General features: G+C 66.1%; 11 protein-coding genes. 3 read left to right on the forward strand and 8 right to left on the reverse strand.

The window, feature by feature from the left end; all coding sequences use genetic code 11:
- The first annotated feature begins 177 nt into the window (after positions 1 to 177).
- Entirely contained in the window at positions 178 to 1,374 is a 1,197-nt protein-coding gene (locus ACIPZ5_RS21915; protein WP_400810602.1) for a cyanate transporter, read from the forward strand.
- Here ACIPZ5_RS21915 and ACIPZ5_RS21920 read toward each other — a convergent pair.
- Positions 1,367 to 2,800, reverse strand: a complete 1,434-nt coding sequence (locus ACIPZ5_RS21920) for a PLP-dependent aminotransferase family protein (RefSeq protein ID WP_400810604.1) — start codon at positions 2,798 to 2,800, stop codon at positions 1,367 to 1,369. The genes ACIPZ5_RS21915 and ACIPZ5_RS21920 overlap by 8 nt on opposite strands.
- A gap of 39 nt (positions 2,801 to 2,839) precedes the next feature.
- A complete protein-coding gene (locus ACIPZ5_RS21925) occupies positions 2,840 to 3,178 on the reverse strand; it encodes a hypothetical protein (RefSeq protein ID WP_400810606.1) in 339 nt (112 codons plus the stop codon).
- A 171-nt stretch (positions 3,179 to 3,349) separates the two neighbouring features.
- Between ACIPZ5_RS21925 and ACIPZ5_RS21930 the strand changes: the two genes are divergently transcribed.
- A complete protein-coding gene (locus tag ACIPZ5_RS21930; protein ID WP_400810608.1) occupies positions 3,350 to 3,931 on the forward strand; it encodes a flavin reductase family protein in 582 nt (193 codons plus the stop codon).
- A gap of 262 nt (positions 3,932 to 4,193) precedes the next feature.
- Here ACIPZ5_RS21930 and ACIPZ5_RS21935 read toward each other — a convergent pair whose 3' ends face one another.
- The 5 genes from ACIPZ5_RS21935 to glcD form a co-directional block, all read right to left on the reverse strand.
- On the reverse strand, positions 4,194 to 6,362 hold the full coding sequence (locus ACIPZ5_RS21935; RefSeq protein WP_400810610.1) for a malate synthase G: 2,169 nt from the start codon (positions 6,360 to 6,362) through the stop codon (positions 4,194 to 4,196).
- 149 nt (positions 6,363 to 6,511) lie between these two features.
- Positions 6,512 to 6,910 (reverse strand): heme-binding protein, encoded by a 399-nt coding sequence (locus ACIPZ5_RS21940; protein ID WP_400810612.1) that lies wholly within the window; start codon positions 6,908 to 6,910, stop codon positions 6,512 to 6,514.
- A complete protein-coding gene (gene glcF, locus ACIPZ5_RS21945; protein WP_400810614.1) occupies positions 6,903 to 8,138 on the reverse strand; it encodes a glycolate oxidase subunit GlcF in 1,236 nt (411 codons plus the stop codon). The genes ACIPZ5_RS21940 and glcF overlap by 8 nt, the downstream gene beginning before the upstream one ends.
- Positions 8,139 to 8,148: 10 nt before the next feature.
- Entirely contained in the window at positions 8,149 to 9,201 is a 1,053-nt protein-coding gene (gene glcE / locus ACIPZ5_RS21950) for a glycolate oxidase subunit GlcE (RefSeq protein ID WP_400810616.1), read from the reverse strand.
- Complete coding sequence (gene glcD, locus ACIPZ5_RS21955) at positions 9,201 to 10,700, reverse strand: glycolate oxidase subunit GlcD (protein WP_400810618.1); 1,500 nt, start codon at positions 10,698 to 10,700, stop codon at positions 9,201 to 9,203. Before glcD ends, glcE begins: the two co-directional genes overlap by 1 nt.
- Positions 10,701 to 10,896: 196 nt before the next feature.
- Between glcD and glcC the strand changes: the two genes are divergently transcribed.
- A complete protein-coding gene (gene glcC, locus ACIPZ5_RS21960; protein ID WP_261943625.1) occupies positions 10,897 to 11,661 on the forward strand; it encodes a transcriptional regulator GlcC in 765 nt (254 codons plus the stop codon).
- 104 nt (positions 11,662 to 11,765) lie between these two features.
- On the opposite strand, the gene ACIPZ5_RS21965 is transcribed toward glcC, so the two are convergent.
- On the reverse strand, positions 11,766 to 12,998 hold the full coding sequence (locus tag ACIPZ5_RS21965; protein ID WP_400810620.1) for a M20/M25/M40 family metallo-hydrolase: 1,233 nt from the start codon (positions 12,996 to 12,998) through the stop codon (positions 11,766 to 11,768).
- Between the last annotated feature and the right edge of the window lie 3 nt (positions 12,999 to 13,001).

A 13,001-nucleotide genomic window follows, 5' to 3' on the forward strand; every position in this document is an offset into this window, starting at 1 on the left:
GGACATGGCACTACCTTAGCGCCCGCCGACCATTGCCCCGATAGCCAATCGCGCGCTTTGCCGGGAGGCCAATCGGGCCATTAAGGTGGCCACTGACCTGCATCCAATCTCTTCATTTCTACCCTGACTGCCTGGACAGGATAATGACCGGGTCTTGCTTGGGAGTATCGATTCGTGATGAGAGCGGCGTTGAACCTGTTGCTGGTGATCTTGCTGGCAGTGAACCTTAGACCGATCCTGACCAGCATCGGCCCGTTGCTCGAGCCGATGCGCGCCAGCACCGGGCTGGGCTACCAGCAGGCGGCGCTGCTGACGGCGTTGCCGGTGCTGTGCATGGGCTTGGTGCCGCTGTTGCAGCCCTGGCTGCGACGCTGGATCAGCGAACACGGCGGCATGCTCGGTGGCCTTGGTGCCATTGCCTTGGCCTGCCTGTGGCGGCTGCAACTGGACAGCGCCTGGGCGCTGATCGCCAGCGCGGTACTGGCCGGGCTGGGCGTGGCGGTGGTGCAGGGCATGATGCCGGGCCTGGTCAATCGCTGGTTCCCCCGTCGCCTGGCCGGGGCCATGGGCCTGTACTCGGCGGCGTTGATGAGTGGCGGAGGCCTGGCAGCCGTACTCGGCCCGCATATCAGCGGGCACTTTGGCCACTGGCAGGCCGGGCTTGGCCTGTGGGCGATCCCGGCCGTGCTGGCCGTGCTGGGCTGGGCTGCGCTGCGTCCTCGGCAAAGCGCACCCCAGCTGGCCGGCGCCACCGGTGGGCACTGGTTCGGCACGCGCCGGGCCTGGTTGCTGGCGCTGTATTTCGGCCTGATCAATGGCGGCTATACCAGCATGGTGGCATGGCTGCCGGCCTACCACCTGGAACATGGGGGTACGGCGCAGGGCGGTGGCGACCTGGTGGGCCTGATGACGATCTTCCAGGTCTGCGGTGCCCTGGGCCTGCCGCTGTTGCTGCGCGGTGTTGCCGACCGTCGTCCGGGCTTGTGGCTGGCGCTGTCGATCCAGCTGGCGGGCTTCCTCGGCTTGTTGCTGGCGCCGAACCTGGCCATGGGCTTGTGGGTAGCGATGATCGGCTTTGGCCTGGGCGCCTGTTTCAGCCTGAGCCTGACCTTGACCCTGGAGCACCTCAAGACGCCCGCTGAAGCCGGCAGCCTGGCGGCATTCGTGCAGGGCATCGGCTTCATCATCACCGGCATCATCCCGTACATCACCGGTTGGCTGCGCGATGTCAGCGGCGACTTCCAGGCCTCGTGGACGTTGCTCACCGTCACCGTGCTGGCGATGCTGCTGGTGACCGCCTGTTTCGCCCCGCGCGGCTATGCAGCCGCCATCGCCCGGCCAAGGCAGGGGAGCCAGGCAGCACTGGTCAACTGAGGCGTTGCAGGGTATCGCGGACCCGGTCCAGCGCCGGGTCGATATCCAGCAGCTCGATGGCGCCGAAGCCCATCAGCAATCCGGGGCGTACGGGTGCTTCGCTGAAGAACGGCGCCAGTGAATACAGGCCGACCTCCACCTTGCGCGCGAGGTTGGCCAGCAGCTCGACATCCACCCCCGGCCGCGCCAGGGCGCTCAGGTGGAACCCGGCGCTGGCGGGCACGGCGCTGAACCAGGGCGCAAGGTCGCCGTCCAGCCGCGCGAGGATGCGCGTGCGGCGGGCGCTGTAGATGTCGTGGCAGCGGCGGATATGCTTGTTCAGGTGGCCCTCGCCAATGAACCGCGCCAGCGCCCACTGCAGCAAGGTCGGGCTATGCCAGTCACTCAGGTGCTTGGCCACGCAGGCGGCGCTGAGCACCGCCGGTGGCAGCACCGCGTAACCCAGGCGCAGTTCCGGCAGCAAGGTCTTGGAAAAGGTCCCGACATACGCCACCAGCCCTTGCCGGTCGAGGCGCTGCAGGGCGTCGGCGACCGGGCCCTGGTAGCGGAACTCGCAGTCGTAGTCGTCCTCGATGATCAACGCGCCAAGCTCGGCGGCCCGTGCCAGCAAAGCATGGCGGCGTTGCTCGCTCATTGGCATGCCGAGGGGAAACTGGTGCGAAGGGGTCACGTAGATCAGCCGGGTACCCTCGGCGATGTGCGACACGCACATCCCCTCATCGTCCACCGGCACAGACTGAAGCTTTGCCCCCAGGGCCAGGAACAACTGGCGTGCCGGCGGGTAGCCGGGGTCTTCCATGGCCACCTGGCAGCCGGGCTCGACCAGCACCCGGGCAATCAGGTCCAAAGCCTGCTGGGCGCCGTTGCACACCAGCACGTCCGCCGCTGTGCACTGCACGCCGCGCGCGTAGGCGATATGGTGGGCGATGGCCTCGCGCAGATCGGCCAGGCCCTGGGCGGCAAACTGCCGCTCGGGATGCCGCTGGCTGCGGCGCAGGGCGTAGTTCAGGCAGCTGCGCCACTGGTCGAAGGGGAACTGCGCCTTGCTCGAAGCGCCGCCGACAAAGTCATAACGCGAAGGGGCTTCCTGGGCGCGCCTGGCGAGCACGGTGGCGCGCTGCTGCCAGCGCTGCAGTGAGGCGGCAGCGGCCAGCGGCACGGCTTGCGTTTCACGGCTGTGCAGCGCTTGGCGCGGGGTGATGAACGTGCCCCGGCCGACCACGCCGCTGAGCAAGTTGTCGTAGGTCAGCCGTGAATAGGCTTCGGCCACGGTCTTGCGCGACACGCCCAGTTGCTCGGCCAGCAGCCGGGTCGGCGGCAGTTGCGTGCCGGCGGCCAGGTGGCCGCTGTCGATGCCGGCGCGTAGCTGCTGATAGAGCTGGTCGGCCAGGCCTTTGCGGCCGTCCAGGCGGATATGCAGTTCCATGATCACAGTCCGAAACACAGGAGTGCTGAGGATAGCGGATCAGAGCCGTGCGGTGCTTACCGTGATGTAGCCCTTGTCGTGCAGGTCAATGCGTATCACCGTTTCATCCGCAGGGGCCTTGCGCTTCTGCTTTATGCATACCCCTTTGACGCGGATGGCGCGCATCTGGTGGCTGATGGCGCGCCCGCATGGGTTGAAGAAGATTTCGCTGGCCAGTAGCTCGATGCGTTCGACCAGTTGCCGGGTGCGCTCGTCGGTGGCGCAGAAGAACAGCACCCCTGACAAGTGCGGGTCGTCGTCCGGGTTGCTGACGTCGTGGGCCAGCAGTTCGCGCAGGGCACTGCGCAGTTCGGCGGTGGTGCGGGTATCTGGGTGCATGCGCAGGCTCCTCTGGGTCGCAGTCCCGATCTTGTTTTCACCGGCCCACGGCGACAAGTAAGACGCTTTAGAAAAGGCTGTAGGAATTTTCCGAAGTCAAAAGGAGGGTGCCTGTGCTGTATGGATGCGGCACAATTCGTGGCCTGATTTCTGCGCCCAGCGAGGACACCGATGAACCGCCACTTCCAAGCCGTCGACCTGCAAAAGGCCTACCGCCTGCTCAACCATGGGCCGACCGTGCTGGTGTCGGCCAGCCATGCCGGCGTGGACAACGTCATGGCCGCCGCCTGGGCCTGTGCGCTGGACTTCGACCCGCCCAAGGTCACGGTGGTGCTGGACAAGATCGCCCGCACCCGGCAGTTGGTCGAAGGCAGTGGCTGGTTCGTGATCCAGGTGCCGACCGCCGCCCAGGCGCAGCTGACCCACCAGGTGGGTACCCGCAGCCTGTTCGACCAGCCGGACAAGCTGGCCAGCATCGGCGTCGAGCTGGCACGGGTGGAGGGGTATGCGGCGCCGCTGGTCCAGGGGTGTTCAGCCTGGCTCATGTGCCGGGTGATCAACGAGCCCCATAACCAGAGCACCTATGACCTGTTCATTGGTGAAGTGGTGGCGGCCTGGGCGGATGACCGGGTGTTCCGTGATGGGCACTGGGCTTATGAGAATGCCGACCCGCAGTGGCGTAGCCTGCACTACGTGGCGGGTGGGCATTTCTATGCGATTGGCGAGCCGGTGGTGGTGGAACAGAAGGATTGACAGTACCTGTGCCGCCCCATTCCGGGGAGTCACTGTCTTGCTCAAATGTTAAAGGCTGGCGCGACCACTGTGGGAGCCGCGCTTGCCGGCGATGGGCCGCAGAGCGGCCCCGGCAATTTATGCAACAACCTTGAAATCGTGGGGCCGCTTCGCGGCCCATCGACGCGGTTCGTCGCCACGACAAGCGCGGCTCCCACCAGTACAGCTCACGCCTGGATGCTGGTGTGAATCCCATAGGAGCGGGCGTGCCCGCGAATGGGCCTTACTGTCGAACCTCCTGCTTGAATTTCAACCGCCAGCCATGCAGCAACGGCTCGGTGTACCCGCTGGGTTGCTCACGGCCCTTGAACACCAGCTCCCGCGCCGCACGGAACGCATAGGAACCTGCGTAGTTCTCAGCCATCGGCCGGTACGCCGGATCGCCGGCATTCTGCTGGTCCACCACCTTGGCCATGCGCTGCAAGGTCGCTTCGACCTGGTCACTGCCAACCACCCCGTGGTGCAGCCAGTTGGCGATGTGCTGGGCCGAGATCCGCAAGGTGGCGCGGTCTTCCATCAGCCCGACGTCGTGGATGTCCGGCACCTTCGAGCAACCCACCCCTTGCTCGACCCAGCGCACCACATAGCCCAGGATGCCCTGGCAGTTGTTGTCCAGCTCGGCCTGGATTTCGTCCTTGCTCCAGGGCCGGTCCGGGCTCACCGGGATGCTCAGCAGGTCGTGCAGCAACGGTTCGCGCTCGGCGCCCAGATCGACCTTTTCCAGTTGTGCCTGCACAGCAGGCACGTCCACCTGGTGATAGTGCAAGGCGTGCAAGGTCGCGGCAGTGGGCGAGGGCACCCAGGCGGTGTTGGCGCCGGCGCGGGGCTGGGCGATCTTCTGTTCGAGCATGGCCGCCATCAGGTCGGGCATGGCCCACATGCCCTTGCCGATCTGCGCCTTGCCGCGCAGGCCGCAGGCCAGGCCGACCAGCACGTTGCTGCGCTCGTAGGCCTGGATCCAGGCGCTGCCTTTCATGTCGCCCTTGCGCAGCATGGCGCCGGCCTCCATGGCGCTGTGCATCTCGTCGCCAGTGCGGTCGAGGAAACCGGTGTTGATGAACACTACCCGCGCTGCCGCGCTGGCGATGCAGGCCGCCAGGTTGACGCTGGTGCGCCGTTCTTCATCCATGATGCCCATCTTCAGGGTGTGCCGCGGCAGGCCCAGCAGGTCCTCGACGCGGCCGAACAGCTGGTCGGTGAAGGCGACTTCGGCCGGGCCGTGCATCTTTGGCTTGACGATGTACAGGCTGCCTTCGCGCGAGTTGCCGCGGCGCTTGAGGTCATGCAGGCCGATCAGGCTGGTGACCACGGCGTCGAGGATGCCTTCGGGGATCTCCCGGCCATCGCGGTCGTGGATCGCCGGGTTGGTCATCAGGTGGCCGACGTTGCGGATGAACAGCAGCGAACGCCCTGGCAGGGTCAATTGCCCGCCATCGGCACCGTGGTACTCGCGGTCCTTGGCGAGCGCGCGGGTGAAGGTCTTGCCACCCTTGTTCACCTGCTCGCTGAGGTCGCCCTTCATCAGGCCCAGCCAGTTGCGATAGACATTCACCTTGTCTTCGGCGTCCACCGCAGCCACCGAGTCTTCGCAGTCGATGATGGTGGTCAGCGCGGCTTCGACGAGGATGTCCTTGACCCCGGCGCGGTCGGCCTTGCCGATGGTGCTGGCCGGGTCGATCTGGATTTCGAAGTGCAGGCGATGGTGTTGCAGCACAATGGCCGTTGGCTGGCCGGGTTCGCCTTGATAGCCGCGCAATTGCGCAGTGTCTTCGAGGCCAACCTGGCGGCCATCGCTCAAGCGTACCTGCAGTGTGCCCTGGTTGATCACGTAGGCCTGGGCGTCAGCGTGGGAAGCGCCCGCAAGCGGTGCCAAACGGTCGAGAAAGTCCCGGCCGAACGCGATCACCTTGGCGCCGCGCACTGGGTTGTAGCCTTGGCCGCGCTGGGCGCCGTCGCTGTCGGCAATGGCGTCGGTACCGTACAGCGCGTCGTACAGCGAGCCCCAGCGGGCATTGGCGGCGTTCAGCGCGTAGCGGGCATTGCTCAGCGGGACCACCAACTGGGGGCCGGCCTGTTCGGCGATTTCGCGGTCGACCTGGGTGGTGCTGATGCGCACCTGCTGCGGGCTTTCAACGAGGTAGCCGATGCTGCGCAGGAAAGCCTGGTAGGTGGGCATGTCGCTGATCGGGCCTGGGTTCGCGCTGTGCCAGCGGTCCAGTTCGGTTTGCAGGCGGTCGCGTTCGGCGAGCAGTTCACGGTTACGCGGGGCGAGGTCGTGGACCAGGGTACTGAAGCCTTGCCAGAAGCTGGCGGCGTCGATGGCGGTGCCGGGCAGCACTTCATCCTCGATGAAGCGTTGCAGGGTCGGGTCGACCTTGAGTGGGTGGGGCATTGTTTTCTCGCTCGCTGTTGAGGTTTAGAAGATGTGCCACTTGTGCGGGCCTCTTCGTGGCTGAAGCCGCTCCTATAGGTACTGCGCATCTTTCAAACCGGTGCGGTCCCTGTGGGAGCGGGCTTGCCCGCGAAGAGGCCAGCGCCGGTTCAAAGGGCTGCCACACCCGCCTTGGCCACCTGGGCATCCTGTTCGGGCTTGACCCCGGACACGCCGATGGCACCCACCACCTGGCCATCGACCCGCACCGGCACGCCACCTTCCAGGCTGGTCAGCAGTGGCGCGGTAACGAAGGCGGTGCGCCCGCCATTGACCATCTGTTCGAAGTCACGGGTCTCCTTGCGCCCCAGTGCAGCGCTGCGGGCCTTTTCCATGGCGATGTAGGCGCTGGACGGTGCGCAGCCGTCCATGCGCTCCAGGGCCAGCGGGTGGCCGCCGTCGTCGACCACGGCGATGGTCACGTTCCACTGTTGCGCCTGGGCTTCCTGGCGGGCGGCAGCGAGCAGGCGGCTCACTTCTGCCTGGCCGATCACGGACTTGCTATGCATGGCTGTTCTCCTGGTTCAAGGCTGCTTCGACGATTTCGATCCAGTGCCGCACTGGCGTGCGCCCGGCCCCGTCGAGGTGGGTCTGGCACCCAATGTTGGCAGTGGCGATGATTTGCGGGTTGCCGCTTTCCAGTGCGTTCAGGCGGTTGTCGCGCAGTTGCCGCGACAACGTGGGCTGGGTCAGTGAATAGGTGCCGGCCGAGCCACAGCACAAGTGGCCGTCCGGCACCGGGGTGAGGGTGAAGCCCAGACGCGTCAGCAGGCTTTCCACCTGGCCGCCGAGCTTGAGCGCATGCTGCAGGGTGCACGGGCAATGGAAGGCCAGGCGCTGTTCGGCGCACACGCCGAGCTGCTCGACCGGCTCGTCGCGCAGCACTTCGACCAGGTCCCGCGACAGTGCACTGACCCGTGCAGCCTTGGCGGCGTAGTGCGGGTCTTTTTCCAGCAGGTGGCCGTAGTCGCGCACAAATGCACCGCAACCACTGGCGGTCTGCACTATGGCCTCTGCACCCGCCTCGATGGCAGGCCACCAGGCATCGATATTGCGCCGCGCGCGTTGCAGGCCCTGTTCCTGGGCATTGAGGTGGTAATCCACCGCGCCACAGCAGCCGGCCTCGTAGGCCGGTTCCACGCTGATCCCCAGGCGGTCGAGCAGGCGCGCAGTGGCGGCATTGGTGTTGGGCGACAAGGCGGCCTGCACGCAGCCCTCGAGCAGCAGGATGCGCCGGGCATGGCGGGGCGCGGGCCGTTCGCCGGCCGGCGCCACCTGGGCCGGCAGCTTGTTCTTGAGGCTGGCCGGCAGCACCGGCCGCAGGGCCTGGCCGGTGCGGGTCAGGGCCTTGAACAGCGCCGGGCGCGGCACCACCGCACGCAGACCCTGGCGCAGCAGGCGCTGGCCGAGTGGGCGGGGTACCTGTTGCTCGACCACGGCGCGGCCGATGTCCAGCAGATCGTGGTACTTCACCCCTGAAGGGCAAGTGGTTTCGCAGTTGCGGCAGGTCAGGCAGCGGTCAAGGTGCAGCTGCGTGCTGGCGGTGACCGGTGCCCCTTCGAGTACCTGCTTGATCAGGTAGATGCGCCCACGAGGCCCGTCCAGTTCGTCGCCGAGCAACTGGTAGGTCGGGCAGGTGGCCGTGCAGAAACCGCAGTGCACGCACGAACGCAGGATGCTTTCGGCTTCTTCGCCGCGGGCCAGGCGCTTGGCGCTTTCGCTCAGGTTGGTTTGCATGGGCGTGGCCTCACAGGTCAGGGTACAGGCGGCCAGGGTTGAACACGCCCTGGGGATCGAGTTGCTGCTTGAGGGCGTGGTGATAGCGCATCAGTGCGGCGGGCAGCGGGGCGGTGCTGTCATCCCCCGGCGTGTAGCCCGTGGCGTGGCCGCCGACCTTGGCAACCTGCTCGCGAATCTCCTGCGCCGGTGCCGTCGACTTGAGCCAGCGTTGCGCGCCGCCCCAGTCGATCAGCTGTTGCCCCGGCAGGTCGAGTTCACCACTGGCCGTCGGCAGCGACAGCCGCCACAGCGGAGCCGGGTCATTGAAGAAGCCCAGGCGCTGCTCGCGCAGGTCGCTCCAGAAGCTGCTGTCGAGCACCTCGCCGCCCAGGCGCTGGCGGGCCGATTGCACCGAGCCTGCACCGCCTTCCAGGCGCAGGTACAACGTTGCCCCATCGTGGCAGGCCGCGCTGATCGGCAAGGGTTGCTGGCCCCATTCGGCCAGTTCGGCCAGGGCCTGGTGGCGGTCCATCGGCAGGCGCAGGCTGAGGCACTCGCGTGGGCGTGGCAGGACCTTCAGCGACACCTCGGTCAGCAGCCCCAGGCAGCCAAAGCTGCCGGCCATCAGCCGCGAGAAGTCATAGCCGGCGACGTTCTTCATCACCTCGCCGCCAAAACGCAGCAGCTTGCCGTGCCCGGTGATCACCCGCGTGCCGAGCACGTAGTCACGAACCGAACCGGCCCACGGCCGGCGCGGCCCGGACAACCCGGCCGCGACCATGCCACCCAGGGTCGCTTCGGCGCCCAGGTGCGGGGGTTCGCAGGGCAGCATCTGCCCGGCCTCGTGCAGCGCTGCCTCGATCTCCAGCAACGGCGTGCCGGCGCGGGCGGTGAGCACCAGTTCGGTCGGGTCGTAGCTGACGATGCCACGGTGGTTGCGGGTATCGAGGATTTCGCCGGCTACCGGGCGGCCGAGCATGGCCTTGCTGTTGCCGCCCTGGATGCGCAGCGCTGTGCCCAGGTTCAGGGCCTGGTTGACCTGTTCGAGCAGGTCCTGGCTCATGTCGCGGTCCATGCTCATCAGAAACGCTCCAGCTCAGGGAAGGGCAGTTGCCCGTGATGCACGTGCAGGGCGCCGAATTCGGCGCAGCGGTGCAGGGTGGGGATGTTCTTGCCCGGGTTGAGCAGCCCTTGCGGGTCGAACGCCGCTTTCACCGCATGGAACAGGGTGATTTCGTCGCTGTTGAACTGCGCGCACATCTGGTTGATCTTCTCGCGCCCCACGCCGTGCTCGCCGGTGATGCTGCCGCCCACTGCCACGCACAGTTCGAGGATGCGCCCACCGATGGCCTCGGCGCGTTCCAGTTCGCCAGGCAGGTTGGCATCGAACAGGATCAGCGGGTGCATGTTGCCGTCGCCGGCGTGGAACACATTGGCCACGCGCAGGCCGTATTCCTCGCTCAGTTCACTGATGCCCTTGAGCACCCGGGGCAGTTCGCGGCGCGGGATGGTGCCGTCCATGCAGTAGTAGTCCGGGGAAATCCGCCCCACCGCCGGGAAGGCATTCTTGCGCCCGGCCCAGAAGCGCACGCGCTCGGCTTCGTCACAGGCCAGGCGCACATCGCGGGCGCCGGCTTGCTTGAGCACGTCGGCGACCTGCTCGCAGTCTTCCTGGACATCGGCTTCGACGCCATCCAGCTCGCACAGCAGGATGGCAGCCGCGTCCACCGGGTAACCGGCGTGGATGAAGTCCTCGGCGGCGCGGATCGCCAGGTTGTCCATCATCTCAAGGCCACCGGGGATGATGCCGGCGGCGATGATCTCGGCCACGGCGCGGCCGGCGTCCTCGACGCTGTCGAAACTGGCCAGCAGGACCCGTGCCACCTGGGGTTTGGGCAGCAGCTTGACGGTCACTTCGGTGACGATGCCGAGCATGCCTTCGGAGCCGGTGAACAGCGCCAGCAGGTCGAAGCCTGGGCTGTCGAGTGCGTCACTGCCCAGGGTCAGGCGCTCGCCCTCGACGGTAAGGATCTCGACCTTGAGCAGGTTGTGTACGGTCAGGCCGTATTTCAGGCAGTGCACGCCACCGGCGTTTTCCGCGACATTGCCGCCGATCGAGCAGGCAATCTGCGAAGACGGGTCGGGGGCGTAGTACAGGCCATGGGGCGCAGCGGCCTGGGAGATGGCCAGGTTGCGCACACCGGGCTGTACCCGGGCGAAGCGGCCTTGCGGGTTGACTTCGAGAATACGGTTGAAGCGCGCCATCACCAGCAGGATGCCTTTGGCCAGCGGCAGCGCGCCGCCCGACAGGCCGGTGCCGGCACCGCGTGCCACCACCGGCACGCCACGCTGGTGGCAGAGCTTGAGCAAGGTCTGCACCTGTTCCAGGCGTTCAGGCAGCACTACCAGCAGCGGCACGGTGCGGTAGGCCGAAAGGCCGTCGCATTCATAAGGCTTGAGATCTTCTGCGCGGTGCAGGATCTCCAGGTCGGGGATGGCATCACGCAACGCCTGCAGCAGTGCGGGCAGGTCCACGGCAGGCAGCACGCCGTCGACACGTTCGTCGTAGAGGATGTTCATCAGGCTCACTCAGCAGCAGTTTTTTGTAGTTGTAGGCAAACCGATCACCCTTGCAGCCTGCGCGCTTGGACGGGGGTGGTCGAGGGTGCTGGTAACTGGTCCTACCAGTTTTTCCGCAAAGTACTGGTTATCCATGGCTTTGAACGGCTAGATTGGAACCGTCGACAGCAGTGGTCCTACCAGTTGGAGTCTGCACATGGGTATTGAAGGCAAGGCCAAGGTCGCCGACCAGGTGGCCGAGCGGGTCGAGCGGCTGATCGTCGAGGGCGTGCTCAAGGTCGGCCAGGCCTTGCCCTCGGAACGGCGCCTGGTCGAAAAGCTCGGCTGCTCGCGTTCGGCGCTGCGTGAAGGCCTGCGCATCCTGCGCGGGCGCGGCATCATCGACACCGAGCAGGGGCGCGGTTCGTTCGTCACCGACCTCAACGGGCAGGCCAGCGCCACGCCGTTGATGCACCTGTTCAGCTCACAGCCGCGCACGCTGTTCGACCTGCTGGAGGTGCGTGCCTTGCTGGAGGCCGAGTCGGCACGCCTGGCGGCCTTGCGCGCCACCGATATCGACCGCCTGCTGATCCGCCGGCGCTACGAAGAAATGCTCGACGCCCATGCCGCTGCCGAAGCGCTCGATGCTCGTGAACACGCGCGGCGTGACCATGCGTTTCACCGGGCGATCAGCGAGGCGTCGCACAACCCGGTGTTGGTGCATACCTTGCAGTCGCTAAGCGACCTGACCTTGAGCACGGTGTTCGCCTCGGTCAACAACCTCTACTGCCGCCCGGCGCAGAAGCGCCAGATCGACCGCCAGCATGCACGGTTGTATCACGCGGTGATGGAGCAGTTGCCCGAGCAGGCGCAACGTGCGGCGCGCGAGCATATCAACGGGATTTGCGACAGCTTGCGTGAGATCGAGCAAGAGGAGCAGCGCTTGGTCAGGGCGACCATGCGCATGGATGGGTGGGGCTGAGCTTTACCTGTACCGGCCCTTTCGCGGCTGAAGCCGCTCCTACAGGTAACGCGTAGCCCCTGCAGAAGCGGCGTTAGCCGCGAGAGGCCGGTACAGGCAATTGTTTACTGTGCCAGGTGCTTGATCATCGCCACGGTCAGGTACAGCCGAGGCGCGATGCTGCCCAGTTCGATGTATTCATCGTCACCATGCAACCCGGCCCCGACCACCCCCAGTGTTTCCAGAACCGCCGGCTTGTGGCTGTCCGGTACATAGGCATACCCGGCATCGGTGCCGAAGCGCATGGCAATCGGTTCGAGCTTGTACCCCGCCTCCCCGTACAATTGCTGTGCCGTCTCGGCCAACGTGCTCGAAGCCAGGTTACGTGCCAGCGGCGGTCGACCTTTCTCGACGACGACACTGACCTGGGTGTCGGCGATCAGTTGTTTCTTCACGATGCGCTGGGCGTCGGCCTGCACCCGGTCAGTCTCGCCCAGGTCCGAATAGCGCATGTCCGCTTCGGCGGTGGCCAGTGCCGGAATGATATTGGCCTTTTCACCCGCCTTGGCCAACGTCCAGTTCACCGTGGTGCCTTTGCTGGCATCGCCGAGATCCTTGAGCTGGAGCAGCTGGTGCGCGAGTTCGGTCAGTGCGTTGCGGCCCTGTTCTGGCGCGGAACCGGCGTGGGATGCTCGGCCTGTGACTTCAAGCTTGAGGCGGTTGATGCCATTGGTGGCGACAGTGACTGCATCTTTGTCCGGCGGCTCGTAGGAGAACACGTAGTCATGCTTGCGGGCCAGTTCGGCGATGATCTGCCTCGACCCGGCAGAGCCCATTTCTTCGTCCGGGTTGAACAGCACGGTGAGCGTGCGGTAGCCATTGAACTGCTGATCGTTCAGCAACTTCAGCGCGTGCAGGATCAACGCCACACCCCCCTTGGCATCGGCGACGCCCGGGCCATAGGCGCGTGGACCATCGACCCGGAATGGGCGTTTGGCGACGGTGCCGGGGACGAATACGGTGTCGTAATGCACCATGAGCAGGAAGTCCTTGCTGCCGGTGCCTTTGAATGTCCCGACGATATTGTCGCCGACAGAAGGTTTGGCGGGACGCGTCTGCACGTCGGCGCCCAAGGCCTTGAGACGTTTGACCAGCTCCGCACTGACGTGCGTCAGGCCCGCTTCGGTACCGGTGCCGGTGTCTACCGAAACGAGGCTCCTGAGGGTTTGCAGGTACGCTGGCTGTTCGTTTTCGGCCTGCTTGAGCAGGTCCTTGGGGGCGGGCTCAGCGGCAGGTGCCTGGGTACAGGCGATCAGCAGCGCCAGTGCGATGGCGTGGGGAGGGCGAGGCGATGGCATGGG

This window comes from Pseudomonas sp. NPDC089428, from assembly GCF_044749325.1.
Lineage (GTDB): Bacteria > Pseudomonadota > Gammaproteobacteria > Pseudomonadales > Pseudomonadaceae > Aquipseudomonas.

Excerpts from the sequence above, each read along its gene's own strand:
- ACIPZ5_RS21915 (WP_400810602.1), top strand. The coding sequence starts at position 178 with ATGAGAGCGGCGTTGAACCTGTTGCTGGTGATCTTGCTGGCAGTGAAC.
- ACIPZ5_RS21920 (WP_400810604.1), bottom strand. The coding sequence starts at position 2,800 with ATGGAACTGCATATCCGCCTGGACGGCCGCAAAGGCCTGGCCGACCAG.
- ACIPZ5_RS21925 (WP_400810606.1), bottom strand. The coding sequence starts at position 3,178 with ATGCACCCAGATACCCGCACCACCGCCGAACTGCGCAGTGCCCTGCGC.
- ACIPZ5_RS21930 (WP_400810608.1), top strand. The coding sequence starts at position 3,350 with ATGAACCGCCACTTCCAAGCCGTCGACCTGCAAAAGGCCTACCGCCTG.
- ACIPZ5_RS21935 (WP_400810610.1), bottom strand. The coding sequence starts at position 6,362 with ATGCCCCACCCACTCAAGGTCGACCCGACCCTGCAACGCTTCATCGAG.
- ACIPZ5_RS21940 (WP_400810612.1), bottom strand. The coding sequence starts at position 6,910 with ATGCATAGCAAGTCCGTGATCGGCCAGGCAGAAGTGAGCCGCCTGCTC.
- glcF (WP_400810614.1), bottom strand. The coding sequence starts at position 8,138 with ATGCAAACCAACCTGAGCGAAAGCGCCAAGCGCCTGGCCCGCGGCGAA.
- glcE (WP_400810616.1), bottom strand. The coding sequence starts at position 9,201 with ATGAGCATGGACCGCGACATGAGCCAGGACCTGCTCGAACAGGTCAAC.
- glcD (WP_400810618.1), bottom strand. The coding sequence starts at position 10,700 with ATGAACATCCTCTACGACGAACGTGTCGACGGCGTGCTGCCTGCCGTG.
- glcC (WP_261943625.1), top strand. The coding sequence starts at position 10,897 with ATGGGTATTGAAGGCAAGGCCAAGGTCGCCGACCAGGTGGCCGAGCGG.
- ACIPZ5_RS21965 (WP_400810620.1), bottom strand. The coding sequence starts at position 12,998 with ATGCCATCGCCTCGCCCTCCCCACGCCATCGCACTGGCGCTGCTGATC.